The organism is Vitreimonas sp., assembly GCF_035627415.1.
Taxonomy (GTDB): domain Bacteria; phylum Pseudomonadota; class Alphaproteobacteria; order Caulobacterales; family Aquidulcibacteraceae; genus Vitreimonas.
This window is the reverse complement of the sequence record NZ_DASPLU010000012.1, coordinates 40,552-66,111: the sequence shown is the minus strand read 5'-3', so window position 1 is coordinate 66,111 and position 25,560 is coordinate 40,552. Positions and strand designations below refer to the sequence as shown.

24 protein-coding genes are annotated in these 25,560 nt (G+C 67.3%); 10 read left to right on the top strand and 14 right to left on the bottom strand.

All coding sequences use genetic code 11. The features are described 5' to 3' along the window. Nucleotides 1–39: 39 nt before the first annotated feature. The gene (locus VEA80_RS09005) at nucleotides 40–783 is read left to right on the top strand and encodes a phosphatase PAP2 family protein (RefSeq protein WP_325060392.1); all 744 of its coding nucleotides are present in this window, start codon (nucleotides 40–42) and stop codon (nucleotides 781–783) included. Here VEA80_RS09005 and VEA80_RS09000 read toward each other — a convergent pair. The 6 genes from VEA80_RS09000 to VEA80_RS08975 all read right to left on the bottom strand — a co-directional run bounded on the left by VEA80_RS09000 (nucleotide 780) and on the right by VEA80_RS08975 (nucleotide 5,721). Beyond that, nucleotides 780–2,006: an RNA polymerase sigma factor gene (locus tag VEA80_RS09000; protein ID WP_325060391.1), complete on the bottom strand. Its 1,227-nt coding sequence runs from the start codon at nucleotides 2,004–2,006 to the stop codon at nucleotides 780–782. The two genes, VEA80_RS09005 and VEA80_RS09000, sit on opposite strands and share 4 nt — an antisense overlap. A gap of 3 nt (nucleotides 2,007–2,009) precedes the next feature. Beyond that, on the bottom strand, nucleotides 2,010–2,357 hold the full coding sequence (locus VEA80_RS08995) for a YciI family protein (protein ID WP_325060390.1): 348 nt from the start codon (nucleotides 2,355–2,357) through the stop codon (nucleotides 2,010–2,012). 72 nt (nucleotides 2,358–2,429) lie between these two features. Further along, nucleotides 2,430–3,482 carry an aldehyde reductase gene (locus VEA80_RS08990; protein WP_325060389.1) on the bottom strand — a complete coding sequence of 351 codons (1,053 nt, stop codon included), beginning with the start codon at nucleotides 3,480–3,482 and terminating at the stop codon, nucleotides 2,430–2,432. A 19-nt stretch (nucleotides 3,483–3,501) separates the two neighbouring features. Beyond that, nucleotides 3,502–4,440 carry an alpha/beta fold hydrolase gene (locus tag VEA80_RS08985; protein WP_325060388.1) on the bottom strand — a complete coding sequence of 313 codons (939 nt, stop codon included), beginning with the start codon at nucleotides 4,438–4,440 and terminating at the stop codon, nucleotides 3,502–3,504. 20 nt (nucleotides 4,441–4,460) lie between these two features. Then, nucleotides 4,461–4,760 carry an SCP2 sterol-binding domain-containing protein gene (locus VEA80_RS08980; protein ID WP_325060387.1) on the bottom strand — a complete coding sequence of 100 codons (300 nt, stop codon included), beginning with the start codon at nucleotides 4,758–4,760 and terminating at the stop codon, nucleotides 4,461–4,463. A 70-nt stretch (nucleotides 4,761–4,830) separates the two neighbouring features. After that, nucleotides 4,831–5,721, bottom strand: coding sequence for a hypothetical protein (locus VEA80_RS08975; RefSeq protein WP_325060386.1), 891 nt, complete (start codon nucleotides 5,719–5,721; stop codon nucleotides 4,831–4,833). Nucleotides 5,722–5,919: 198 nt separating this feature from the next. Here VEA80_RS08975 and VEA80_RS08970 point away from each other — a divergent pair, with 198 nt between their 5' ends. Continuing rightward, nucleotides 5,920–6,387: an Hsp20 family protein gene (locus VEA80_RS08970; protein ID WP_325060385.1), complete on the top strand. Its 468-nt coding sequence runs from the start codon at nucleotides 5,920–5,922 to the stop codon at nucleotides 6,385–6,387. Between the two features lie 223 nt (nucleotides 6,388–6,610). Continuing rightward, a complete protein-coding gene (locus tag VEA80_RS08965; protein WP_325060384.1) occupies nucleotides 6,611–8,392 on the top strand; it encodes a CHASE4 domain-containing protein in 1,782 nt (593 codons plus the stop codon). Nucleotides 8,393–8,439: 47 nt separating this feature from the next. On the opposite strand, the gene VEA80_RS08960 is transcribed toward VEA80_RS08965, so the two are convergent. Further along, nucleotides 8,440–9,948: a calcium-binding protein gene (locus tag VEA80_RS08960; protein WP_325060383.1), complete on the bottom strand. Its 1,509-nt coding sequence runs from the start codon at nucleotides 9,946–9,948 to the stop codon at nucleotides 8,440–8,442. A gap of 135 nt (nucleotides 9,949–10,083) precedes the next feature. On the opposite strand from VEA80_RS08960, the gene VEA80_RS08955 reads away from it, so the two are divergent. Then, nucleotides 10,084–12,096, top strand: a complete 2,013-nt coding sequence (locus VEA80_RS08955) for an adenylate/guanylate cyclase domain-containing protein (protein ID WP_325060382.1) — start codon at nucleotides 10,084–10,086, stop codon at nucleotides 12,094–12,096. Between the two features lies 1 nt (nucleotide 12,097). Here VEA80_RS08955 and VEA80_RS08950 read toward each other — a convergent pair whose 3' ends face one another. From VEA80_RS08950 to VEA80_RS08940, 3 genes are all read right to left on the bottom strand, one after another. Next, the gene (locus VEA80_RS08950; protein ID WP_325060381.1) at nucleotides 12,098–13,183 is read right to left on the bottom strand and encodes a glutathione S-transferase family protein; all 1,086 of its coding nucleotides are present in this window, start codon (nucleotides 13,181–13,183) and stop codon (nucleotides 12,098–12,100) included. Nucleotides 13,184–13,260: 77 nt separating this feature from the next. Continuing rightward, a complete protein-coding gene (locus VEA80_RS08945) occupies nucleotides 13,261–13,470 on the bottom strand; it encodes a cold-shock protein (protein ID WP_325060380.1) in 210 nt (69 codons plus the stop codon). 171 nt (nucleotides 13,471–13,641) lie between these two features. After that, complete coding sequence (locus VEA80_RS08940) at nucleotides 13,642–14,949, bottom strand: amidohydrolase (protein ID WP_325060379.1); 1,308 nt, start codon at nucleotides 14,947–14,949, stop codon at nucleotides 13,642–13,644. 317 nt (nucleotides 14,950–15,266) lie between these two features. Between VEA80_RS08940 and VEA80_RS08935 the strand changes: the two genes are divergently transcribed. Together VEA80_RS08935 and VEA80_RS08930 are read left to right on the top strand one after the other, a co-directional pair. Further along, on the top strand, nucleotides 15,267–15,551 hold the full coding sequence (locus tag VEA80_RS08935; protein WP_325060378.1) for a hypothetical protein: 285 nt from the start codon (nucleotides 15,267–15,269) through the stop codon (nucleotides 15,549–15,551). 10 nt (nucleotides 15,552–15,561) lie between these two features. Further along, entirely contained in the window at nucleotides 15,562–15,993 is a 432-nt protein-coding gene (locus VEA80_RS08930) for a PIN domain-containing protein (protein ID WP_325060377.1), read from the top strand. Nucleotides 15,994–16,508: 515 nt separating this feature from the next. On the opposite strand, the gene VEA80_RS08925 is transcribed toward VEA80_RS08930, so the two are convergent. After that, nucleotides 16,509–17,486 (bottom strand): KpsF/GutQ family sugar-phosphate isomerase, encoded by a 978-nt coding sequence (locus VEA80_RS08925; RefSeq protein WP_325060376.1) that lies wholly within the window; start codon nucleotides 17,484–17,486, stop codon nucleotides 16,509–16,511. Nucleotides 17,487–17,706: 220 nt separating this feature from the next. Here VEA80_RS08925 and VEA80_RS08920 point away from each other — a divergent pair, with 220 nt between their 5' ends. Beyond that, nucleotides 17,707–18,732 carry a glycosyltransferase gene (locus VEA80_RS08920; RefSeq protein WP_325060375.1) on the top strand — a complete coding sequence of 342 codons (1,026 nt, stop codon included), beginning with the start codon at nucleotides 17,707–17,709 and terminating at the stop codon, nucleotides 18,730–18,732. Continuing rightward, complete coding sequence (asnB, locus tag VEA80_RS08915; RefSeq protein ID WP_325060374.1) at nucleotides 18,732–20,465, top strand: asparagine synthase (glutamine-hydrolyzing); 1,734 nt, start codon at nucleotides 18,732–18,734, stop codon at nucleotides 20,463–20,465. Before VEA80_RS08920 ends, asnB begins: the two co-directional genes overlap by 1 nt. A gap of 66 nt (nucleotides 20,466–20,531) precedes the next feature. Here asnB and VEA80_RS08910 read toward each other — a convergent pair whose 3' ends face one another. Beyond that, the gene (locus VEA80_RS08910) at nucleotides 20,532–20,675 is read right to left on the bottom strand and encodes a hypothetical protein (protein WP_325060373.1); all 144 of its coding nucleotides are present in this window, start codon (nucleotides 20,673–20,675) and stop codon (nucleotides 20,532–20,534) included. A 143-nt stretch (nucleotides 20,676–20,818) separates the two neighbouring features. Between VEA80_RS08910 and gcvA the strand changes: the two genes are divergently transcribed. Both gcvA and kdsA read left to right on the top strand, forming a co-directional pair. Next, nucleotides 20,819–21,736, top strand: a complete 918-nt coding sequence (gcvA, locus tag VEA80_RS08905) for a transcriptional regulator GcvA (RefSeq protein ID WP_325060372.1) — start codon at nucleotides 20,819–20,821, stop codon at nucleotides 21,734–21,736. A 146-nt stretch (nucleotides 21,737–21,882) separates the two neighbouring features. Next, nucleotides 21,883–22,743, top strand: coding sequence for a 3-deoxy-8-phosphooctulonate synthase (kdsA, locus tag VEA80_RS08900; protein ID WP_325060371.1), 861 nt, complete (start codon nucleotides 21,883–21,885; stop codon nucleotides 22,741–22,743). A 1-nt stretch (nucleotide 22,744) separates the two neighbouring features. Here the strand turns inward: kdsA and VEA80_RS08895 are convergent, their stop codons facing one another. Next, a complete protein-coding gene (locus tag VEA80_RS08895) occupies nucleotides 22,745–23,284 on the bottom strand; it encodes a hypothetical protein (protein ID WP_325060370.1) in 540 nt (179 codons plus the stop codon). Between the two features lie 130 nt (nucleotides 23,285–23,414). Continuing rightward, nucleotides 23,415–24,851 carry a tetratricopeptide repeat protein gene (locus VEA80_RS08890; protein WP_325060369.1) on the bottom strand — a complete coding sequence of 479 codons (1,437 nt, stop codon included), beginning with the start codon at nucleotides 24,849–24,851 and terminating at the stop codon, nucleotides 23,415–23,417. Between the last annotated feature and the right edge of the window lie 709 nt (nucleotides 24,852–25,560).

Here is a 25,560-nt window from a genome sequence, read left to right as displayed (position 1 = left end):
CCGGCCGCCGCTAGGGTGCTTCGCGTCACTGGGGGAAACATGATCAAACTGAAACTTGTCTTCGCTGCCGCCGTCGCACTGGGGGCCTGCGCGACCGCGGACACAGCGCCTGTCGCTCAGTCCCCGCCAAGCGCCCAGCCGACACACCCGACAACGCCGGAGCGCAATCCCGCAGTCCAGGTCGACGCCACGGTGTTCATCCCGCCGCCGCCTCAGGCCAACAGCGCGGCGGAGATGGCCGAACGCTCGATTGTGCGGGGCCCGTGGACAGCGGAGCGCCGCCAGCAGGCGCTCGAGGACAACGCCATCGATCCGTTCGCGGCGTTCGACTCGGTGCTGGGCGCGGACTTCACGGCTGCGAACTTTCCCGCCACGACGGCCGCGCTCGACCGCGCAGGGCGCGCCGCCGGCTTTGCCGGCGATCCGGTGAAATTTCTTCACCGCCGTCAGCGTCCGTTCCTGAGCGACGACGCAATCACGCCGTGCATCCCGGGCGACGAGCGCCTGCGCGCGAGCTTTTCCTATCCGTCCGGCCACGCCGCGCTCGGCTGGGCCTGGGCGCTGGTGTTGGCGGAACTGGTTCCCTCCCGCGCCGACGCCATCATCGAGCGCGGCCGCGATTTCACCTGGAGCCGGGTCGTCTGCGGCGTGCATTATCCGAGCGATGTCCAGGCAGGGCGCGATGTCGGCGCCGCCGCGATCGCGCGGCTGCACGCAGATCCGGAGTTTCAGCGCCAGCTCGAAGCCGCACGCGCGGAACTGGCCGCGGCGTACGGCGATTAGAACGCGTCGCGCCGCCGTTCGAGAAAGGCGATGACGGCTCTGTCTCGTTCGCGCGCGATCGCTTCTTCGTACGCCGCGCACGCCGCTTCGCGCCGGCCGAGGCGCGCGCAGAGATCGGCCATCAACGCCCAATAGGGCTGGTAGGTCTTGAGCACGGGGTGTTCGCCGGCGGCGGCCTCGATCGCCGCGAGCCCGCCCTCCGCGCCATCGCGGCGCGCGAGCGCGGCCGCCGCATTGAGCCGCGCCACCGGTGAACCGGTAAGTTCGGAGAGCGCTTGATAGAGCAGAATGATCGCGTCCCAATCGGCTTCGCCGCGCCACGCCCGCGTCGCGTGCGCCGATTGGATCGCCGCTTCGAGTTGGTAGCGGCCGGGGCGCTTGGCGGTGTGCGCCGCGCGCAGCAGCGTCTCCGCTTCGCCGATCAGGTCGCGCCGCCAGAGGCTCACATCCTGCTCGTCGAGCGGGATGAAGTGTCCGTCGCCGTTGCGCCGCGCCGGTCGGCGCGCTTCGAGATGCAGCATCAGCGAAAGCAGGCCCAGAACTTCAGGCTCATGCCGCACCAGGCTCGCCAGCACACGCGCCAGCCAGATCGCTTCCTCCGCCAAACCGCGCCGCTCGGGATCGGCGCCAAGCGGATCGCTCCAGCCCGCGCCATAGGCGGCGTAGATCGCGTCGAGCACGGCGGCGAGCCGCGTCGGCCAAGCGTTCGGCTTCGGCACGTCGAAGCCGATCGCGGCGTCGCGAATCTTCTTCTTGGCGCGCACGAGCCGCTGGCTCATCGCAGCGGGTTCGACCAGGAACGCGGCTGCGATGCGCTCAGCGGAGAAACCGAGCACCGCCTGCAGCATCAGCGGCGTGCGCACGCTCTCGTCGATCTCGGGATGGGCGCAGGCGAACATGAGCCCGAGCCGGCGATCCGGCAGCTCGCGCGCGGCGGTTTCCGCTTCGAGCTCTTCGATGTTGAGCGCGAGCTGCGCTTCGCCCTCTTGCGCCGTCTTGCGCCGGCGCGCGGCGTCGATCAGCTTTCGCTTCGCCGCCGCGAACAGCCACGCTTCGGGATTGTCCGGCGCGCCGGTGCGGGGCCAGGCGGTCAGCGCTGCGGCGAAAGCGTCGGCGAGCGCGTCCTCGGCGGCGGCGACATCGCGCGTGCGCGCGGCGAGCAGAGCGACGAGGCGCCCGTAGCTGTCGCGCGCGACGCGCTCTGCGGCCGCAGCCGTGGACATGCTTCAGCGCATGACCACCGGGCGCACCTCGATGCGCCCATGCCGCGCACCCGGGCACTTCGCCGCCCAAGCGAGCGCATCGTCCATGGTCTCGGCCTCGATGAAATAATAGCCGCCGAGGGTTTCCTTGGTTTCAGCGAACGGGCCGTCGACGACCTTCTGCTTGCCGGCGTCAACGCTCACGGTCTTGGCCGTCGCGACCGGCTGCAGTTCGTGACCGGCGATGTAGACGCCGGCCTTCTGCAGATCCTGCGTGTAGGCCATATAGGCGCCCATCTCCTGGGCGATCTGGTCCGGCGTCAGCGCGGCCCAGCTCGATTCATCGCCGTAGATCAACAGCATGTATTGCATCGTCGTCTCCCAAACGAAGTGGGCGCCATCACCCACGCGGCAGTGACGCGCGGGCTTTCTGCATTTCGACACTCAGGCCGCTTTTTTCTCCGCGCCCCTCAGCAAACCCAGCGCGGCCAAGCTCTCGGCGGTCGCGACGATCGCCTCCTCATTCGAACGCGGCGCCCAGCCGAGCATGCGCCGCGCCTTGGCGCCCGTGCCGTTCTTGCGCTTGCCGAGTTCGGGCAGGATCTGCTGCACCGCCGGATCGCGCCGGGCCGCCATGCGGACCAGAAAATCCGGCAGCTCAAGCGTCGGCACGCGCTTCGCCGCAGGGCCGAGCCGACGCTTCAGGATGCGCCCGATCTGCGCGATCGAGAGAAACTCGCCGGCGACGGCCAGGAAGCGCTCGCCCTTCGCTTCGGGCGCGGTCATGCAGCGCATGTGGAGGTCGGCGACGTCGCGCACATCGACAATGCCGAACCAGAGCCGCGGACAACCCGGCATGTCGCCTTCCATCAGCCGCTTGATCAGCAGGATCGAGGTCGAATAGTCCGCCGCCAACGCCGGCCCGAGGATCGCGACGGGATTGACGACCGACAGCTCCATCGCGCCGCCCTCACGCTGCATGAAGTCCCATGCCGCCCGCTCCGCGAGCGTTTTCGACTTCACATACGCGCGGACGTCGTCACCGTCGGGATTGGTCCAGTTGGTCTCGTCGAACGGCGCGCTCTGCTGCGGCTGGCCATAGCCGATCGCCGCATAAGACGACGTCAGCACCACACGCTTCACGCCGGCGTCGCGCGCGGCCTTCAACACGCGCAGCGCGCCGTCGCGCGCGGGAATGATGACTTCGTCTTCGTGCTTCGGAATGTTGGGCGGAAACGGCGAAGCGACATGATGCACGTATGTGCAGCCCGAAACCGCATCGGCCCAGCCGTCGTCCTTCGTGAGATCTGCGGCCGCAAAGCTCAGCCGCTCGCCCGCTTCGACGCCGCCGACGCGCAGCATTTGGCGCACCTCGGCTTCGCGCGACAGCGAACGCACCGTCGTGCGCACCTGATAACCTGCGTTCAGAAGCTGGATGATGACGTGCGCGCCAAGAAAGCCGCTGCCGCCAGTGACGAGAACCAATTCTCCGGCCATGTCGGCCTCCGCTCGCTACTCAAGCGCTTGCGGGTGCAACGCGCTCCGCCAATTGATCGAACTCCGCCCAGAACTGGCTGCGGAGCTCGTCCGTCTCCATCAGGATTTCGTGCTTGGCGCCGACAATGGTGATGTGGCGCGCTTCCGGCAATTGCTGGACGACGAGCGGATGGCTCGCATTGTCGACCAACTGCTCCTCGCCGGCCGTGGCCACCAGCACGGGGATGCGAATGTGCGCGAGGCTGTTTGGAGTCAGGAACGCCTCGGTCGCGTCCGCCGCCGCCGCGACCCAGCCGACCGTCGGCCCGGCGAGCGCCAAGCGCGGCTCTTCCGCCACCAGCCCCTGGCAACGAGCGTGCCGCTCCTTGTCGTGCGTGACCGGGTTCTTCTTGAAGGTTTCGCGCTTCCACTTCTTTTCGACGCTCGGCGCGAATTGGCCGCCGACGCCGAGCGAAGTCATGAAGCGCACGTACTTCTTGGCCATGTCGTTGAGGCCGAGAATGCCCCACATCGGCGCCGAGAACGCCGCGCCGTCGAGTTCGATTCGGCGCGTCTGCAGCGCCCGCAGCATGATCGCCCCGCCCATCGAATGGGCGAGGCCAATGTGCGGACGCGGCAGCTTGGCCGAAAGCAGCTTCAGCGCCGTCGACAGATCGTTGACCGGATCGTCGAAGCTGGCGAAGTGGCCCTTGAGGCCGTTCTCCACTTCGCGGCCCGACAAACCCTGGCCGCGCCAGTCGATGCAGAAAACGGCGAACCCGCGAGCCTGCAGCTCGCGGGTCACCTCGAAGTACTTTTCGACAAATTCGGTACGGCCGGGAGCGACGATGACGGAGCCGCGCGGCGTTCCGATCGCGGGCGCGGTCATCACCCGCACCTTCACGCCGCCGCGGCCTTCGAGCCAATGCTCTTCCGCGCCCTCGGGTATGTCGTTGCCTGGGACGCGGACGAACGCCATGGCCCCCTCTGCCGCCGCTCTCAGCTGCGCAGCTTCGCCATCACGCTCTGCAGCTGCATGGCGACGCCCATGTCGCCTTCGACGCGCAGCTTGCCTTGCATGAAGGCCGCGGTCGGATCGAGCGCGCCTTGCGCCATGGCGACGAAATCTTCCAGCTTCACTTTGATCGTCGTGTCGGCGGCGGCGTCTTCGCTCGAGACCTTATTGGCCCCGCCGTCGAGATGGATCTTGCCTTGGTCGCCGAAGTCGAACTTCACCTTCTTGCCCGGGACGGTCACGCCAGCGCTTTGAAAGCGGTTCAAGATTTCGTCGTACGTCATTGCTTCCTCCGGCTTCGGCCTTGGTCCCTTACACACCAGCGCGCGTTGGCCTGCAAGAGTGACGGAAGCGTCAGGGACGCAATTCCGCGGGTTCTGCGGGCGCCGCCGCGGCAGGAACGGTCGATTTGCGGAATTTGAGCGTCATCCGATCGCTCTCGCCGATCGCCTCGTACGGCGCGGTGTTGAAATCCGGATCGTCGGGACGGCCGAGCGGGGAGGTGCGCAGCGTCGGCGGCAGCGTCCAGACGCCGAACGGGTGGTCGCGGGTGTCGCGCGGATTGGCGTTCACATCGCTGGCGGCGACGAACTCGAGCCCCGCCTCTTGCGCCAGCGCTTTGACGTAAGCTTCCTGGACGTAACCCGTGCCGGCGAGCGGATCTTGCAGGCCGGTCGACGACGCGCGGTGCTGCTCGACGCCGAACGAACCGCCGGGCTTCAGCGCGTTCGCGATTTCGCGGAAAACGAACTCGGCGATCCCCTCTGCCATCAAGGTGTGAACGTTGTTGGCGAGAATGGCGAGATCGACGCTGTTTGCCGGCGCAAGCGGCGCGCCGGGACGCACGACCGTGCGTTCGATCTCGCCGAACAGCTCGGGGTCTTGGCCGAAGCGCGCTTGCCACGCGGCCAGCGTTTCGCGTTGCGCCAGAGACGGACTGCGCGGATCGAAACTCGCGCTGATCAGGCGACCGTCGTTCGCCGCTAAATACGGCGCGAGGATCGCGGTGTACCAGCCGCGGCCCGGCAGCACTTCGAGCACGGTCATATTGCCTTCGAGGCCCCAGAACAGCAGCGTCTGCAGCGGATGGCGCCAGTCATCGCGTTCGGGCTCGATCCGCCATTCGCCGGCCATCGCCCATGCCAGCGAGCCGCGCGGCGGCGCGTCGGCGCCGCGGCCGCGGCCGCATCCTGCAAGACCGGCGGCGAGCGCCAGAGCGGCTTGGCGGCGGGTGAATTCGATCATGGCCGAGGGCTAAGCGGGAACAGCTAAGATTGTCAAAATGGGGGCTCTTGAAGCTGCCATAGGCGTTCCCACATGCGGTGAGCACGGCGCTCGGCAGAGGCCGCGCAGCCGGTACGCCCGCCGCCTTCGGGGGCGGAAGCGCCGGCAGAAACAGCTCCCATGAGGAGCGCCTGATTGTCGCTTTAGGAGGACAAAAGCATGGCTTCGACCGAACTCAATCCGCTTTACCGCACGCTGGTCGGCTTCGACCGCATCGCGAGCCTGATGGACCAAGCCGCGCGCCTGGACGCTGCGCCTGGCTATCCGCCCTTTAACATCGAGCAGGTCGGCGACGACCAGTTCCGGATCGAACTGGCTGTGGCGGGCTTCTCGCAAGACGATCTCACCATCGAGTTCAAGCAGAACTCGCTCCTCGTCACCGGCCAGCGCAAGCCGGCCGAGCAACGCAACTTCCTGCATCGCGGCATCGCCGAGCGCAGCTTCGAGCGCCGCTTCGGCCTCGCCGACCACGTCCGCGTCGCGGGCGCGAAGCTGGAAAACGGTTTGCTGACGATCGAGCTGGTGCGTGAGCTTCCGGAAATCCTGAAGCCGCGCAAGATCGAGATCAGCGCCGCCGCCCCGACCAAGATCGTCGAAGCGGCGAACGACAAGACAGAAGCGGCCTAACTAACCGCTTCCCCCTCGCCGCGCGGCCATTCCCCTCCCCCCGACGCCGCGCGGCGAGGCCCCTCAGCTCTCCGATCCTCCCCGACCCGAGAGCTCTCTAAGAGCGACGGCGCGCCTTCCCCCAGCGGCGCGCCGTTTTCTTTTCGGCAACTGTAGTTTCCGCGCGCTTCACCTAACCTTCGCGAAGCTCCCTTAAGCATGTAGCGGTTAGGCTGGCCGCCTCATGTCGATCACAGCCAAAACCGGCGCGATTCTGCTGATCGTGTTCACCGCCCTCCTGGGCGGGGCCTGGTTCATTCTCGATCAAGCCGTGCGCCCTACGTTCGAGCGCCAAGACGTCGAGGCCCACACGCTCGATCGCGCCCGCGTCGAGGCGAACATCGCCGCCATCGCCGACGACCTGCGGACGCGCGCGGTGGACTACGCCCGCTGGGACGACACCTACACCTATATCGGCGGCGCGAACCCGAGCTACATCGAAGACAACTTCACCCGCGACGAGTGGCTGAGCGAATACGGCGTCGACCTCGCCATCTATTTCGACGACCGCGGACGGACGCTCTGGTCCAAGCAGTGGAGCCCCGACGGCGCGGTCGAGGCTATGCTCGTGATCCGCGCCCGCGTGCTCAACGCGATCCGCGAGACCTCCGGTCAGAGCGTCGTAGGCGGCGCACTGTGGACCGAGAGCATGGGGCCAATCGTTTACGCCGCCGCGCGTTCGACACACACCGACGGCAGCGGGACGCCGCGCGGGTGGGTCGTGTTCGGCCGCCGAGTCGACACCGCCGCGCTCGCCAACCAGACCCAGCTCCAGCTCCAGTTCGTGAGTCGGCGCCAGCAAACGGAATCCCTCGCGAGCGGCATTCAGCACAGCGCGACGGACCTGAGTTCGCTGATCCCCCTGCGCGCGCCGAACGGAGAGGCGATCGGCGGCGTGATCGCGCGCAGCGAGCGCGCCGTCTCCGCCCTCGGCGCCGCCACGATCGGCGTCGCGACGCTCGCCGCCGCCTTCATGATCGCGGCGGCCATGTGCACGATCTGGCTGCTGTTGCGCATCCTCGTCATCAGCCGAATCCAGCGGATCGAGCGGCACTTCAAAGCCCAGTCGAAGACGATCACGCCACTGCCGCGCGACCGCGGCGCGGACGAGATCGCGCGCCTGACCGACGCCTATAACGAGTTCGCGCGCCGTCTCGGCGAAGCCAACCAGCGGGCCCGCGAAGCCATCCTCGAGCGCGAAGCGGCGGCCGCCGCCAACAGGATGAAGTCCGACTTCCTGGCCAACATCAGCTACGAATTGCGCACGCCGCTCAACGACGTGATCGGCTACGCCGATCTGATCGACGAGGAGCTGTCCGACCGCGGCGATAGCACGGTGCGCGGCGACCTGGCTCGCATCACCGGCGCAGCGCGCAGCATGATGACGCTCCTCACCGAATTGCTGGATCTCTCCCGCATCGAGGCGGATCGGCTGGAGATCGTGGCCGAGGCGTTTGATGTCGAGGAAGTGTTCCTCAGCGCCGCGGCCGCGCTGGGATCGAGCGTCCGCGCGCACAATGTCCAGTTCCGCGTTCTTCCGCCGCCGAACCTGGGTCAGGCGTTCACCGATCAGAACCGGCTGCGCCAGTGCATCGTCAACATGCTCACGCACGCGGTCCGCCGCTCGGCCGGCAAGGCGGTCACGCTGCGCGCGGAGCGCCTCACATCGGCCGGCGCCGATGCGCTGCAGTTCGAGGTGACGGACGCGGGCGCCTTGCTGTCGGCCGCGCAGATCGAAGGTCTGTTCGAGCCCTTCCTGCGCGAAGACGACGAACGGCTCTCCGGCGCGCGGCTTGGCCTTGCCGTCACGCGCAAGCTGGCGGCGCTGATGGGCGGCAGCTTCGAGGTGAGCTGTTGCGCGGAGCGCGGCTGCGTCTACGTGCTGACGATCCCGGCCGAGTTCGCGGACCAGCGCACGGACATCGGCGTCCCCGCAGAGGCGCGCGGCCTCGCCCTGTCCGCCTGATCCAAAGCGTACGGCGGCGCGCCCTCACGGACGGCCGCCGCCCTGCTTCAGATGAAGTCGTCAATGCCGAGACGCACGAGCTGTTGCGCGTCCTGCAGCAAGAACACGAAGTCGGCGCCGGCGGTGTAGCCGGCGATGCCGTCGCCGTCGACGATCAGGAAGTTCTGCCCCGCATAGGAGCCGGCCGTCGCGGTGTAGAGAACCGCGCGGCCTGCGGTCAGAATCCCGCTCATCGCCGTGCTCATATCCGCATCGAACGAAGCGGCGTCGAGACTGCCGCCGGTCAGCGTCGCGTAGCTCGTGACGGCGACCGGCAGATCGAAGATGTCCCGGTTGTGGAAGTTGGCTTCGACAATCGTATCGAAACCCGTGCCGCTGGAGTCCGAGGCGGCGTCATAGACGAACGTGTCGTCGCCATTGCCGCCGGCGATGCTGTCGGCGCCGGCGCCGCCGATGATCGTGTCGCGGCCGTTGCCGCCGTCGATCACATCGTCGCCGCCGTGGCCGAAGATCAGATCGTCGCCGGCGCCGCCGTTCAGCGTATCGTCGCCATGCGTGAAGATGGCCGGATCATCGTAATTGTAGCTGAGCGGGTTTTCGCCGACTTCGCGGATCGAATGGTCGCCATAGATCAGATCATCGCCGTTGCCGCCGTTCACCGTGTCGTCGCCGGTGAAGCCGGACAGCAAGTTGTCCTTGTTGTCGCCGCTGATCGTATCGTCGTACTCCGAGCCCTCGACGCCTTCGATGCTGATCGCGGTGACGAGGCCGCGGCCGATGTCTTGTGCGCCATTCAGCGCCAGGTTGAAGACGATGCCCGCGGTGTCCGTGCCGGAGCCGGTCTCGTCGACGCGGCCTCGGAACGAGATCACATCGACGCCTTGGCCGCCATGCACCACCGCGCCGTCGCCTTCCGGGATCCAGATCGTGTCGTCCCCCGCGTTGGCGGTGATGTCGTCGGCGCCGCCGTGGCTCCAGACCCAGTTGGCGTTGTGGTTGCCGATCAACACGTCCGCGAATTCCGAGCCGGCGACGTTCTCGACGTTCACCAGCGTATCCCAGCCGCCGGCGAGCGTGTTCTGCGCCGTGCCCTGAATGCGCAGATCGACATGCACGCTACCCGGCAGCGCGTAATAGCTGGCGCGGTCCGAGCCCGTGCCGCCGTCGAGATAATCGTCGCCGAGGCCGCCGCGCATGAAGTCGTCGCCGTCGCCGCCATAGAGCGCGTCGTTGCCGGTGACGCCGGCGCGCGTTTCGTTGGTCAGCTCGCCGAACAGATTGTCGTTGCCGGCGCCGCCATGGACTTCGTCGTTGCCTTCATTGCCGGCCGCCTGGTCATGCCCATCGCCCGCATCGATGAAGTCATCGCCTTCGCCGCCGAAGACGAAGTCATCGCCGTTTTCGCCATAGAGCGTATCATTGCCGTCCCAGCCCTCGACCTGGTCATCGCCATCGCCCGCATTGACGGTGTCGTCGCCGTCATCTGCGAAGATGAAATCGTCGTCCGGCGTGCCGGGGATGACGTCGTTGCCCGGCGTTCCGAAAATGTCTGCCATGCTGAACCCTCCACTCAGCGCCCCCGCCGCCCCATTGCATAACGCCGCCGTAATCTGCGGCAATGCGTTTCGAACGAGGGAACCTTGCATTCGCGGAGGGCTTCGCCGCGCGCTTTGTGCTAAGTGATTGCAACCATGGCTGAAGCTCCCCGCAAACTCGCGGCCATCGTTTCCGTGGATATCGCCGGTTTTTCCGCCCTCGCTGAACGCGATCAGGCGGAGGCGCTGGCGCATGTGGCGCGCGTGCGCGCCACGGCGATGGACCTCGCCGCGCGTCACGGCGGCCGCATCTTCAACACCGCAGGCGACGGCGTGATGCTCGAATTCGCCAGCGTCACCAATGCCTTGAACGCCGCGATCGCACTCTGCGAAGCGGAAACGAAAGCGAAATTACGCTTTGGCGTTCACCTCGGCGAAGTCACTGAGGCCGCAAACGGCGATCTGCTTGGGCACGGCGTCAACATCGCCGCGCGACTGCAGGCGGAGGCTGCGCCAGGCGCGATCCTCGTCTCGGAGATCGTGCGCGACAACGCCGCGCCAGAGCTCGCGGCGCGGCTGCAGGCGCGCGGCAAGATCAAGCTCGCGAAGATGCGCGCACTCGTGAGCGTATTTGCGCTCGATCCATCGGGCGCGGCGGTGAAGGCGCATGTCGGCGCGCCCACGCTTGCCGTACTGCCGTTCGATACGCCCGCGCGCGACCGCGCCACGCGCACCTTGGCCGACGGCGTCTCCGAGGAGATCCTCTACAGCGTCTCGCGCGTGCCCGGCGTCAAAGTTATCGGCGCCACGTCGAGCTTCGCCTTCCGCGGCCGCGACAAGCCGCGCGCGGCCAAGGCGCTGAATGCGACGCACCTGCTCGACGGCTCGGTGCGGCGCATGGACGACCGCGTACGCATCGCCGCGCATCTGACCGAGGCGGAAACCGGCGTCGTGCTCTGGTCCGAACGCTACGACCGCGACCTCGCCGACGCCTTCGCACTGCAGGAAGAGATAGCCGGCGAAGTTGTGAAGGCGCTCTCCGTCACGCTCGGCGAAGCCAAGCGCGTGCGCGCGCCGAAACTGACGGCCGCGCTTTCAGATACCTACTTCGAAGCGCGCGAGTTGATGCGCACCGGCGCCATCGCCTGCATCCAGGCCGCCGCCGCCGCGCTGGAACGCGTCGTCCGCGAGGCGCCCGACTTCGCCCGCGCCTGGGCCGCGCTCGCCTCAGCCAAGCTCGAAGTGCTGCGCCTCTCGCGCGCCGACCGCGCAGGCCTCGTCGACGATGCGCGCGAAGCCGCCGAACGCGCACTCGGCGCCGATCCCTCCATGGGCGAAGCCTACGCCGTGCTCGCGGCGCTCGAGGGCGAGTTCTTCGGCCGCTGGCGCGAACGCGAGGCGCTGATCGAAAAAGCGCTCTCGGTCGAGCCCAACAACCCGCACCTCCTCTTCCGCCACGGCCAATTCCTGATCGCCACTGGACGCGTCGCCGCCGGCTTCGCCGAACAGGCGCGCGCCTTCGAACTCGATCCGCTCGATCCGATGCTGGCGGCGTTCCACGGCTATAATCTCTGGTCGCAGGGCCAAAAGGGCGACGGCCGCGCCATTCTCGAAGACGCCGCCCAGCGCTACGGCGACAACGTCTTCGTCTGGTTCATGCGCCTCAACACCGCCGCGCTGGACGGCGACTTCGCCACCGCGCAGGCGCTGCGCGCCGACGCGGCGCGGCTGTTGCCGACCTTGGTGGACTCCGCCTCCTACAAAGCCGGCGAGCGCATGCAGCAGTTGATGATGGCGCCTTCGCCGGAGGCGTTCATGCAGTTGGGCCAGGATTTCTCGGCGATGGCCGAAGCCGAGCCCGCCTCGGCGCTCGACCTCGCCGTCGCGCTCTCGGTGCTGGGCTTCACCGGCCCCGCGCTCGAAATATTCGGCGATGCGCTCGACAATCCCGACGCCTGGCGCGCGGGCGCGCTCGAAACCACGCGCCCGCACATCGGCTACGAAACCGCGCTCCTCTTCATCAACGAGACGCGCATGCTGCGCAACGATCCGGCGTTCGCGAAGCTCTGCGTGCGCCTCGGTCTCGCCCGCTACTGGCGCGAAACCGAACGCTGGCCGGACTGCGCCGGCGAGACCGCGTACGATTTCAGGGCCGCGTGCGAGGGTTAGCCTATTTCGACGGCTCGTGGTCTTCGCTGTGATTGGCGCCCTCATCAGCGTCTTCGGACCGAGCGGGCGCTTCCGCTTCGCCCTCCTCTTCCTCGTCCGCCGCGCTCAAGTACGCGTCGCACCCGGTCTCCTGCAGTAGCGCCGCGAGCGCCGCGTCCTTGACCGCCGCGCGCTTGCGCTGCAGCTCGGCGAACGCCTTGGCCGCATAACGCTGCGGCTTCTGCGTGAACATCACGCCGCCGATCTCGGCTGCGACGCCGTTCGCGTCCTCCTCCACAGCCGCCGCGTTCGCGCTCATCCAGGCGAGATATGCTCCGGCCACCTCCATGCGCAGCAGATCGGCCAGCGGCGCCCGCACGTCGTCGAGGCGCGCGAACGCGCCTTCCGCTGTCGGGCTGTCCATGCGCGCGATCCAGGCGACGACATTCGGCGCCTGGGCGCGGATGATCGCGCCCGGCGTCGGATCAGAGAGCAGCTGCGCGAATTGCGCGGCGAGGCCGAAATCGGCAAGGCTCGGCCGCCCGCCAAAGAGATACGGCCGCCCCTTCAGCATCGCCTCGACCAGTTCGAGCGCGCGCGCGAACGAGCCTTCGATTAACGCCGCCGTCTCCGGCGAAGAGCCGACATGATAGAGCCGGCTCACCATCCGCGTGCGCACGCTCTCTTCGATGCCCTCGGGCTTCTCGCCGCCCTCGAAGATCGCGCCGGCGATGCGCTGCGCCGCACTCTCCTGGTCCTCCGGATAGCTCCAGCGATAGTGGAACATCGCCTTGTTGAGCCATTCGTCGGCGTAGTCCTCCAGCAACGCCGAGACGAAGGCGAGCGCGGCCTCGTCCGGCGTGATCGAGCGATCGGGGAACTCCGCCTCGAGCGCCTCGATCATCGGCGTCGAATCCTGCAGCGCGTTCTCATTGGCGTCGACCAGCACCGGGATCAGCGGCAGCTTGGCGTAGCGGGCGAACTCCTCCTGCCGCGCATTGGTGCGCGTCAGCCATTCGAACTCGACGCCCTTGTAGCGGAGATACGACCGGACCTTGATCGAGTACGGGGAAAGCTCCGCGCCAAAGAGGCGGAACGGGGCGGTCATAGTGGGAACTCCCGGAAAACAGAATCGCCGCACGGTCAAACCGCACGGCGATCAAAACTGCAACTGAATTGAGTGCGTCAGGCCGGCTTGATGTTCACCGCCGACGGCTTGTTCTTGCGCGGGTCGTTCTCGACATCAAAACTGATGGCCTGCCCTTCGCGCAGCCCGGTAAGTCCGGAACGCTCGACCGCGCTGACATGCACGAACACGTCCGGCCCGCCGCCGTCCGGAGCGATGAAGCCGAAGCCCTTCGCCATGTTGAACCACTTCACAGTACCCGTAGCCATCGTCGCAACTCCTCGAGACACCGAACGCCACGAGCGGCGACCGGGTGGACCGGGAAGAACGAAGCCGGCGCAAATGAGCGCGCGGTCGGGTCGTCTCGACCGTTAGTCCGAACGGCATAACGCCTTCGCGCCGCGGGAGAGTCAAGAAAAACGCAACTTGGGGTCTGGGTGCTAGGGGCTGGGGGCCACGCGATCCAGCGCGACGGCAAGCATTGCGCGCAGCGCCGTTTCCATCGCGGGCTCATGGACGAAGAAGCGCGGGCTATGGTTCGGCGCGGCGTCGGCAGTTTCGACGCCTGGCGCATTGACGCCGTAGAAGAAGAACACGCCCGGCAGCTCCTGTTGGAAATAGGCGAAATCCTCGGCGACCATATTGGGCTGGTCGGTCAGGACGTTCTCTTCGCCGAGCGCGCGCACGAGCGCTGCACGCGCCCTCGCCGTCGATTCCGCCGGATTCACGACGGGAATTGCGTTCGGTTCGATCGAGATATCGGCGCGCGCGCCAGCGCTTGCGGCGATTTCTTCGGCGGTGCGGCGGATGCGGGCATAGAGTTCGTCGCGCGTTTCCGGGTTCAGATAGCGGATCGTGCCTTCCATCTGCACGCTGTCGGGGATGATGTTGTAGCGCACCCCGCCATGGATCGAACCGATAGTGACGATTACAGGTGAGCGCACGGCGTCCATCTGCCGGGACGGAATGGTCTGCAGCGCGTTGACGATTTGTGACGAGACAACGATCGGATCGACGCCGCGATGCGGCTGTGCGCCGTGGGTCTGGCTGCCATGGACGGTGATCCGCAAGCGGTCGGACCCGGCCATCGTGGGCCCAGAGGCGATCGACACGGCGCCGCTGCGGATCGGCCAAGCGTGCAAGCCAAAAATCGCTTCGGGTTCGAGGTCGCCGAACAAATCTTCCGCGATCATGCGCCGTGCGCCGCCGAGGCCGCCGGGAGGCGCGCCCTCTTCCGAGGGCTGGAACACGAAGATCACCGTGCCCGCCAGCTCATTCCGACGCCCCGCCAACACCTGCGCCGCCGCCATCAGCACGGCGACATGGGTGTCGTGCCCGCACGCATGCATGACACCGACGTTCTGGCCGTTGTAGGTCGCGCGCACGCGCGACGCGAACGGCAGGTCAACCTCTTCGGTCACCGGCAGCGCGTCCATGTCGGCGCGGAGCGCGATCACCGGCCCCGGCCGCGCCCCGCGCAGCACGCCGACGACGCCGGTCTGCGCGACATTGGTGCGCACCTCCATACGCAAACTGCGCAGATGCTGCGCGACGACGCGCGCGGTGCGCACCTCTTCGTAGCTCAGCTCCGGATGCTCATGAAAATCCCGCCGCCATGCGATCATGCGCGGAAGCACGGACTGGATGGAGGATTCGACTGAGGCGGGAAACGCCGTTTGGGTTTGCGCGGCGGCAGGCGCCGCGCACAACAACGATGCAGCGACTGCGAACTTCGTGAGATGCTTCATTCTCTCCCCCACTAACCTCCGTCATCCCGGACGCGCGGAGCGCGAGCCGGCACCCAGGGGCAAACGAGCTTGTTGCCCTGGCTCCCGGCTCTACGGCGCTGCGCGCCTCCGGCCGGGATGACGGCTATTGTATTGATCGTCACCGCACCCCCGCCGTCCGCACGCACCGAGCGCGCACGTAGCGAGATGTCTCACTTCTATGGACCGCCGGCGCCCTCGCCGGCAAGGCGACGACTTCCCAGGGTTGGCGCGCGGCGCGCCGCCATAAGCGGCGTAATCGCCTTGACTCGCGGTACATACGTGCGTATGTAATGCGGATGAACGTCCTCAGCATCCGCGACCTGCAGAAGATCTCCGGGGAAACCATCGGCGCGCTCGAGGGGCCGACCCCGGTGAAGGCCGGAGAGCGAACGATCGGCGTGCTCATTCCGCTCAAGGTGGGCGACGCTGACAAGCTCGGCGCCGTTCTGAAGCGCGCCGAGCGGCTGGCCAAGAAGCGCGACCCGAAGGAAGATGAGCGATTGCTGGCGGAGTTTGGCGAAGTCGATCCCGTCAACTGGTCGATCGCCGAGATCAAGAAGTTGAAGGCCGAACCGTTCTGAAACGCCGCCGATGAAAGGCGTATCATCCACGCTCGTCGTCGATGCGGCGGTCCTGGTGTCCGCTCTGCTGGGGCGTCAAACCGGCGCGATGCTGGAAGCTGTGCGCGCGTGCAGGCTCGTGACGACCGACCGCGCCGTGCTCGAAGTCAGCCGACGGGTGGAGCTGGGCCTGAAACGCCCAGAATTGTTGTCCTTGCTCGATGCAATTTTGGTCGAGATGGCGGTTGTGCCTGTGGCCGCCCTAAGTGAAGCCTTGCCGCGGGCCGAAATTGTGCTGCGCGATAGCGTGCCCAGTCGGACCGGATCAACCACAGACGCGCATGTGCTCGCGCTCAGCTGGGCGGTGGACGGCGACATTTGGACTCACGACCGCGACTTTGCCGGCGCCGGCGTGGCGACCTGGTCCACCGCCAATCTCATGCGCGCGCTTCGCGCCGCTTGATTGAGCCCTCGACTCCCTCACCGGCAACTCGCTCTTCTCGTGCGTTAAGCCGGAGCTGACGCACGCTCCCGCCTGAACCCCATGCGCCACGTCAACGCGCCGATCATCGCGGCTGCGGCCATGTTTGCAATGGTCTGCGGCCCAGGCAAGAACGATCGCCATGTAATGCCTTCGGCTGGCAACAGATAAGAAGGCAGAGATAGAAATGCGATCGCATTCAAAAGATAGACGCAACCGCTGCCACAATGCCGGCCAGCACAACGCCGTCTCGCACAAAGCGGCTAAGGAGGCCCAACGTCAGTGCGACGACGACAAAACACGCCGTGAACTCAACAAGCGCCACTACTGCGACGATGCCCAAAACCTCCTGTGCAAGGCCCCACACGTCATAATCCGGATCAGGTGCAAACGTGTGAAAGTGGCGCCACGCGCCCCATGCGCCTTTGTAAAGCACCCACGCGAGAGCGCCGAACGCGAAAGCCGCCGCCCCCGCAGGAGCAATGGCGTCACCTTCCTCACCGCACCCCCGCCGCCAGTAGATCGTGCATGTGCACGACGCCGACCGGTCGGCCGTCCTCGACCGCGAACAGCAGCGTGATGCGCTTCTCGTTCATGATGGCGATGGCGTCGGCGATCGGCGCGTCCGGGGCGATCGTTTTCGGGTTCGCCGTCATGATGTCGCGCGCGCGCCTGGCGAACATTTCCGGCGTCAGCTTCCGGCGCAAATCGCCGTCCGTGATGATGCCGATGAGCTTGCCGCCTTCGACGACGCCGGCCGCGCCTATGCCGCCGACGCTCATCGCCTGCATCGCCTCCGGCACCGAAAGCTCCGGCGAGACCAGCGGATCGCTCTGCCCAACCCGCATGATGTCGCGCACGCGCTTCAGCGCCGCGCCCAGTTTGCCGCCGGGATGAATGGCGCCGAAATGCTCGGCGGTGAAGCCGCGCGCCTTGATCAGCGCGACCGCGAGCGCATCGCCGAGCGCCAGGCACATGGTGGTCGAGATCGTCGGCGCCGGCGCGTCTTCGCTCGCCTCGCCGCATTCGGGCAGCACCAAAGCCGCGGTCGAGGCCGCCGCCAGCGAGGAGCCGGCCTTGAACGTCATGCCGATGATCGGCACGTGGATGCGCCGGCAATGATAGAGCATGTCGGAGAGTTCGCGCGTCTCGCCTGAGCGCGAGATCGCCAGCACGCAGTCGCTCTCGACGATCATGCCGAGATCGCCGTGACTGGCTTCGGCCGGATGCACGAACTGCGCCGGCGTGCCGGTGGACGCGAGCGTCGCCGCGATCTTGCGCGCGATGTGCCCCGACTTGCCCATGCCGGAGACAATCACCCGCCCCTTGGTTTCCGCCAGCAGCCGGGCGGCATGCACGAACGGTTCTTTCAGCTCGCCGGCCAGCGCCTCCGCCAGCGTATCCAGCGAGCGCGCCTCGGCGCGAATGGTGTCCTGACCGGCGGCGACGGCCGCGGCGGGGGTGATGATCGACATGGGGAGCCCTCTCGCATGTCGGCGCCGAAAAGAAAAGAAAGCGCCAGCGGCAACCACCAGCGTCACGCTGAGCCTGTCGAAGCGCGGCGCTGGCGCACCCCGCCTTCGACAAGCTCAGGCTGACGCTTTGGAACGGCTACAGAGTGGATCGCTGGGTTGAGACCGGTCCCGCGCGCCTCTATGTCTGCGACCTCAGCATGCCAGTTCCCCGCCCCTCCGCATGAGCCTCGCGCACACGTTGGGCTCGGCCGTCAATGGCGGCGCGGAGGCGTATTTCGTCAGCCTCGTCGGCGCCTTTGCGCGCGCCGGGATCGCGCAGCACGCCGCCATCCGCGCGCACGCCGGCCGCGAAGCGGCGCTGGCCGCATTCGGCGTCCCCACGCGCGTGCTGCCGTTCGGCAAGACCTTCGACTTCACCACCACGCCCGCGATCGCGGCGATGGCGCGCGAGGGCGACGCGCGCATCATCCTCGCCTGGATGAACCGCGCCGCGAGCGCGACGCCGCGCGGGCCCTGGAAGCGCGTCGGCCGCCTCGGCGGCTATTACAAGCTGAAGAACTACCGCGATTACGATGCGCTCGTCGGCAACACGCAGGACATCGTCGACTGGATGGTGCGCGAGGGCTGGCCGAAAGAACGCGCGCACTACATTCCGAACTTCGCCGCGCCCGGCGACGGCGGCCGCGTTGACCGCGCCGCACTTGAGACGCCCGACGACGCCCCGCTCCTGCTCGGCATGGGCCGGCTCCACCAAAGCAAGGCGCACGACGTCTCGCTGCGGGCGCTGCAGCGTCTGCCGGAGGCGTATCTCTGGATCGCTGGCGACGGACCCGAGGAAGAAGCGCTGAAGGCCGAGGCGCAATCGCTCGGCGTCGCCGAGCGCGTGCGCTTCCTCGGCTGGCGCGACGATGCCGCCTCGCTCTACCGCAGCGCCGACGTCGTCGTGTTTCCCTCCCGCTTCGAGCCGCTGGGCAATGTCGTGATTCAAGCCTGGGCGCACGGCGTGCCGATCGTCGCCGCCCGCGCCGCCGGGCCCGGCGCACTCATCCGCGACGGCGGCGACGGCTTCCTGATCGAAATCGACGACGCCGAAGCGCTGGCGGCCAAGACGCGCGCGCTTCTGGTCGATCCCTCGCTGCGCCAGTCGTTCATTCAAGCCGGCGCCGAACGCGTCGCCGGAGAGTTCTCCGAGAGCGCCGTCGTCGCGCACTGGCGGGCGTTGTTCGACAGTCTGGGAGGCGTCTGATGTGCGGCGTTGCCGGAATCATCGGCGAGACCCAAGGCGCCCGCGCGCTGATCGACGCCATCGCCCACCGCGGCCCCAACGGCATCCGCGTCGAGGAAGCGCCCGGCTATTCGCTCGCCCATGCCCGACTCTCGATCATCGATCTCGAAGGCGGCTGGCAGCCGCTGCACGCGGCCGGCTCCACCATCATCGGCAACGGCGAGATCTACAATTATGTCGAACTCGCCGAGGAGTTTCAGCTCAAGGGCAAACTCACCACCGGCTCCGACTTCGAACCGCTGTTGCACATCTACGCCCAGGAAGGCGAACGCGCGTTCGACCGCCTGCGCGGCATGTACGCCTTCTGCCTCATCGGCGCCGACGGCCGCACCTGGCTCGTGCGCGATCCCTTCGGCATCAAGCCGCTCTACATCCGCGCCCAGCACGGCGCGGTCGCGTTCTCCTCCGAACCGCGGTCATTCGGCGCAGCGCGCGTTGCCCCCGCCATCAGCAAGCAAGTCGCCGCGCTCAACTACACGCTCGAGAACGAAACCGCCTGGCCTGGCGTACGGCGGATCGAGCCGGGCGAGATCGTCGAAATCATCGGCGGCGATGTGAAGCTGCATCGCGTGCGCGCTAGAATACCCACGCCCCGTCGCAAAGCGGGGGAAGGTTCGCTCGAGCTTGCAATCCACCAACTCGACCGCGTGCTCGAAGACTCCATCCGCGTCCACCAGCGCTCGGACGTGCCCTACGGCCTCTTTCTCTCCGGCGGCATCGACAGCGCCGCGGTCGCCACCATGATGGCGCGGCTCAACCAGCGTCCTGTCGTCGCCTACACCTGCGGCTTCGATGTGCCGGAAGCGCGCGACGAACGCGGCCAAGCCGAACGCGTCGCGCGCGCGCTCAATCTCGATTGGAACGATGTCAGTTTCGGCGAAGAGGATTTCTGGCGCATCGCTCCGCACGTCGTTTGGGCGATGGACGATCCGGTCGCCGACTATGCGTGCCTGCCAACGTACAAATTGGCCGAAGCGGCGAAGGCGCGCCTCACCGTGGTGCTCACCGGCGAAGGCGGCGACGAACTCTTCGCCGGCTATAGCCGCTACCGCCGCGCGCTGCGGCCAGCTTGGCTCGGCGGCCGTCCGGCCGAGCCGCAGGTGGCGGAGATGTTTGGCGGTGAAGCGCTGGCCAAGTGGCGCGACGTGTCAAAGTCGGACCGCGCGGCTCCCGCCGCGCATGCGGCGCGGAGCGCCGCGCTCCCACTTACCCAACTGCAGCAGTCGCAAGCCGCCGATATCGCCACATGGCTGCCGAACGACCTGCTCTTGAAGCTCGACCGCATGCTGATGGCGCATGGCCTCGAAGGCCGCACGCCGTTTCTCGATCCGGAAGTGGCCGCCTTCGCCTTCAACCTGCCGGACCATCTCAAAGTCCGCGGCCGCTTCGGCAAATACCTGCTGCGCGCGTGGCTCGAGAAAAACTGCCCCGCCGCCGAACCGTGGGCGAAAAAAAAAGGCTTCACCGTCCCGGTCGCGTCCTGGATCGCGCCGCGCGCAAGCGAGCTGGCGCAGAGCCTGGCGCACGTCGAAGCCGTCCGCGCCGCGGCCGATGCGCAGACCATCCGCGCCATCTTCACCGACGACGCGCACGCCGCCTTGCGCTGGCCGCTCCTGTTCTTGGGACTATGGGGGCGCATCCACACCGAAGGCGCCAAGCCCGCCGACGCGCTCGACAGCCTGCTGCGCGTCTGAAAAAATCGGCGGGGCCGCGTGGGGGGATCAGGGCGGGCAGAGCGGCCCCGCCAGTTGGGCAAAGCGTCAGGCCACCACCGCCGCGCCGACCGCCAGCACCGGCAGCGCCACGATCAGAAACAGCACCGCCGACACCGCCAGCGACGCCACCTTCACCGCCAGCGGCGAGCCGTGTTCGAGAACGTCGAGATAAAAACCTTGGGCGCGCATGGGACTTCTCCGTGATCTGGAGCCGGCTTTGGCGAGGATTTCGCCGGCGACAGACCCGAAGTGGGGAGCCCACCCCTTGAATCCGAACGAGGGTTTGACGACTTGGTTGTGAGCGGAATTCACAACCTTTTTGGGCCGCCGCCATGAGCCACCTGCCCTCGCTGCAGACGCTGCGCGCCTTCGAGGCGGCCGGGCGCCTCAAATCCTATTCCAAGGCGGCCGAAGAGCTGAACCTCACCCACGGCGCCGTCAGTCATCGCATCCGCGAATTGGAGCAGCGCCTCGGCGTCACCCTGTTCAAGCGCGTCGGCAACGCCATGCACTTGACCGAAGCCGGCCAGAAGCTCGACGCCCAGGTCCGCCAGGGTCTCTCCGTGCTCGAACAGGCGTTCGCGCCGCCCAAGCAAGCCAAGGCCCGCACCCACATCGTCGTCAGCTCGGTGCCGAGCCTTGCCTCCACCTGGCTGTTCGCCCGCCTCGCCGAATATCGCGCCGAGCATCCGGAGACCGATTTCGAACTGCGCGTCTCTGAGCGCGTCAGCGATTACAAGAAAGAGGGCATCGACATCGGCGTCCGCCTCGGCCGCGGCGGCTGGGCCGGCATGCACGCACACAAATTGTTCGACGAAGCGCTGACGCCGGTCTGCACGCCCGCTTATCGCGATCAGCTCAAACTCAGCACGCCCGCCGATCTCGAACGCGCCACGCTGTTGCGCAATCCGTGGACGCCGTGGGCGCTCTGGTTCCGCGCCGCCGGGCTCGACTGGCCCGAGCCGCAGCGCGGGCCGATGTTCGACGACGGCCCGCTGCTGCTGCGCGCCGCGCTGCAGGGCGATGGCGTCGCCCTCGGGCGCCAATGGCTCGCCATCGACGAACTGCGCGCCGGCCGCCTCGTCGCCCCGTTCGAGTTCGCCGTGCGCGACGATTTCGCCTACTGGATCGTCTGGCCCACCGCCCGCGCGCTCGCGCCCGAAGCGGCCCGTTTCCGCGATTGGCTCGAAGCCCGCGCCGCCGCCGAGGACGCGCCCTGCCCGCTGCCGGTCGCCGGCGCCGCAGCCTGAAGCCATAACCCCGCCCAATAGCGGCGATAGGAACGTCCACATTGCGCTGACGTGACCGCTAATTCATGGCTGTCCGGCGCGTCCGCGCTGTTGAGCACCCGCCGCCCCAGGCTTATGTCTGGGCTCCCGTCGCCCCGAGGACCTTGATGCAACCCGCTTCCGTGATCCGCATTCCGCGCGTGGAATCCACCCCGCTCGAAATCGGCAACAACCTGCCGCTCACCTTCATCTGCGGCCCGTGCCAGCTGGAGAGCCGCAGCCACGCGCTCGAAACCGCCGAATTCCTGCGCGATGTGTTCAAGCGCGTCGGCGCCGGCTTCATCTACAAGACCAGCTTCGACAAGGCCAACCGCTCCAGCCTCGGCACCAAGCGCGGCGCCGGCTTCGAGAAGTCCGCGCCCATCTTCGAAGAGATCCGCAAGAAGATCGGCGTGCCGGTGCTGACCGACGTGCACCTGCCCGAGCAATGCGCCGAAGTCGCCGAAGTGGTCGACGTGCTGCAGATCCCGGCCTTCCTCTGCCGCCAGACCGACTTGCTCGTGGCCGCCGCCGAAACCGGCAAAGCCATCAACGTCAAGAAGGGCCAGTTCCTGGCCCCCTGGGACATGAAGAACGTGATCGCCAAGATCACCGGCAGCGGCAATCCCAACGTCATGGCCTGCGAGCGCGGCGCCAGCTTCGGCTACAACACGCTCGTCTCCGACATGCGCTCGATCCCGATCATGAAGAGCTTCGGCGCCCCCGTCGTGTTCGACGCCACCCACTCGGTGCAGCAGCCGGGCGGGCGCGGCGAGACCAGCGGCGGCGAACGCCAGTTCGTGCCGGTGCTGGCGCGCGCGGCCGTCGCCATCGGCGTCGCCACCGTCTTCCTCGAAGCCCACCCCGATCCGGACAACGCCCCCAGCGACGGCCCCAACATGGTCCCGTTCGATCAGCTCGAAGACCTTGTCCGCGACCTCGTCGCGTTCGACAAACTGGCCAAGCAAACCGCGATCGCGGCGGAGTAGCTCAAGCGCACTGCTTGATCACCGCGCCCCACAGCTCCCGTTCGCACTCCAACGCGCTCACCTTGTCCGCGCCCGGGGGCTGACGCAGCTTGCGCCGCTCCACGTCGAGCTCCAGCACGCGATAGAGCCAGGAGCGCAGCCCGGCGTCCTTGCGCGAATCCTCGCAGAAGCTCAGCGGCGGCAGCTCGGTCAGCGCCTGGAGAATGTTGGCGCCGTCCCGGTTGATGACGATCGGGCGCGGCGCTTTCGCATTGTGTCGGTCGAGCGCACGGTGCAGGCAGCGTTTGGCCTCGTCGTAGAGATCGAGAAAGCGGTGCAGCGCGCCCTCCTCGACCGGCGCGGCCGCGGGCTTGGCGGAAGGCTTGTGCAGCAGCTGCAGATTGACGGTCGACACTGTGTCGAAGTCGCGCCGCAGCGCTTCGAGCCGGGCGTCGGCCTCCTTCAGCCGCCGGCGGCAAGACGCGCCCTCGAACAGCACCCCGACAAAGAAGCCTAAGAGGCCGATCGCCAAACCGGCAAACCCAAGAGCCAGAGCCGACACGTCCACCCCCCTTTTTGCGCGCGCATGGCCATAAGCCGAGCGGCTCAACGCCAGGGCACGCAAACGGTTCCCATCTTCGCTCTGTGGACGGGCCGGCAGAGAAAAACGCCGCGGCGCCGGCGTATCCGCCTCACTCCTGAGCAAAGCCGCGCGCAGCATAGCGCGCGGCGACGGCTTCGTCCTGCTCGACCGCCGCTTCGAAGTCGGCAGGCGCGTCTGGCCAGCCCAGACCTCTGCGGGCCAAGCCGCGGCCATAGAGGGCGTCTGGATCTTTCGGCGCGAGCTCCAGCGCGGAGGTGTAATCGGCCTGCGCCGCCTCGAAATTCCCGCGGCGCAGATGCACGAGCGCGCGCGAGGCAAGCGTCACGGCGTCCGGCGCCGCAGCGTGCGCGGCCTCGCAGTGCGCGAGCGCCGCGTCCAGCTGCCGGCCCCACTCCGCATAGGCGCGGCAACGCCGCGTCGCCCATTCGCTTTCCTCGGGCGAGAGCCGCAGCGCTTCGTCATAGTCCGGAATCGCGCGCGCAAGATCGCCGGCCTCCACATAGGTCTCGGCGCGCTCATAATGCGGTGCAGCCACTGTCGGCCGAAGCCGGATGACTTCGCTGAAATCGGCTGCCGCGCCTTCGTAATCCTGGCTTTCACGCCGGACGAACGCGCGCCCAAGGTAACCGGCCGGGGTCCGCGGATAGAGTTCGATCAGCCGGTTGAAATCAGCCAACGCCAGATCCCGGTCCCTGCCCGCATAATGCGTGTTGCCGCGATGCATGAGCGCTTCTTCAGACGTGGGATCGATCTCCAGCGCCGCATCGAAACTGCGCACCGCCTGGCGCAGATCGCCGGCGCGGCTGTGCGCGCGGCCCTGCCCCACCAGCGCCGGCGGCGACCGCGGATTGAGCGCGAGTGAAGCTTGAAAATCGGCCAGCGCCAGCTTCTCGTCATTCATACTGAGATAGACATCGCCCCGATTGCTGAGCGCCTCGGGCCAATCCGGCTGCAGTTCGAGCGCCCGATTGAGATCGGCCAGGGCAAGTTCATCCTGATCGAGCCGCGAATGCGCGATCGCCCGGTTGTTGTAAGCTTGCGGATAGCTCGGATCGAGTTCGATCGCCCGATCGAAATCCGCGATCGCGGCGCGATTGTCGCGCAGCCGCGAATGCGTGTTGCCGCGATTGTTGTACCAGCCCGCATTCTCGGGACTGAGCCCGATGGCTTCGCTGTAGGCGGCGAGCGCGGCGGGATAATCGCGCAGATCGTAAGCGGCGTTGCCGAGATAGAAGTGCGCCAGCGCGTTGCTCGGATCGAGCCGCACCGCCTCGGCGAAATCAGCGCGGGCGCGCTCGGGATCGCTTTCGTTCAAATACGTGATGCCGCGAAACAGACGGACGAGCGACAACAGCGTCGGGTCAGCCGGATTGGAATCGACGATCTCAGTGCAGGCGGCGATACGGTCCGCCGGCGTCGCCGCCCGATCCGAGCATATTTCGAACGGGTCGTCCTCCCTCGGCTGCGCGACCGCCGCCGAGCAGACCGCGAACAGCACCGCAAACGCCCACGCCCAAGCCCGCATCGGCTCCACCTCCCCGGAAAGGCTAGGGCGGCGACAGCGCGCTGTGAAGAGCCGCGCCCGGCGCGGATAGATGCGCGCTCTATCCTCCGAGTTCGCGCCGGCGGCCCGGAGCTTGGACCACGCGCCTTCAGGCGCGCTTTGCGCTTATCTATCAAGCCTTAGCGCCAGATGCGGGCATCAAGGCCCGCACTCCAATTCGGCGGCTTTCTCAAAACTTATCCGACCGCGCCCAAACAGCCGTAGAATGCCTCTTGTCCGCACACGGGAGATTTCGAAGACGTCCGAAACTTTGGAATGTGCAGACGTCGACCGGCGCGGCAGACGTCGCTTCGATGGAAGGAGGAGGACGTGCGAACGAACATCTCCATCATCGTTGAGGAAGTACGCGGGAAACGGACGCTCGGCAGAGGTCCGCTCCTGGCGGCGAAACGAACGACGCTTGCATTGCCTGCGGGGCATGAAACCGCAGGGCCCAGGATTCATCGGAGAGTCCTGACGCGTTGAACCGGCTCGTGGTCATAAGGAGCTAAGGCTCCTGCGTGCGAAACCATGCAGGTGAGCCAAAAACTCCTGGCTCGCCAATCCGGGAATAACGGCCGATTACGGGGCGCGTGCAACGCGCACGGCTGCTCGCAAGAGCAGCACTAGAACGACCTCCGGCGCGCACCACGCGCCCCGTCTCCCGCTCGGGAGCGAACGTTGAAAGTTG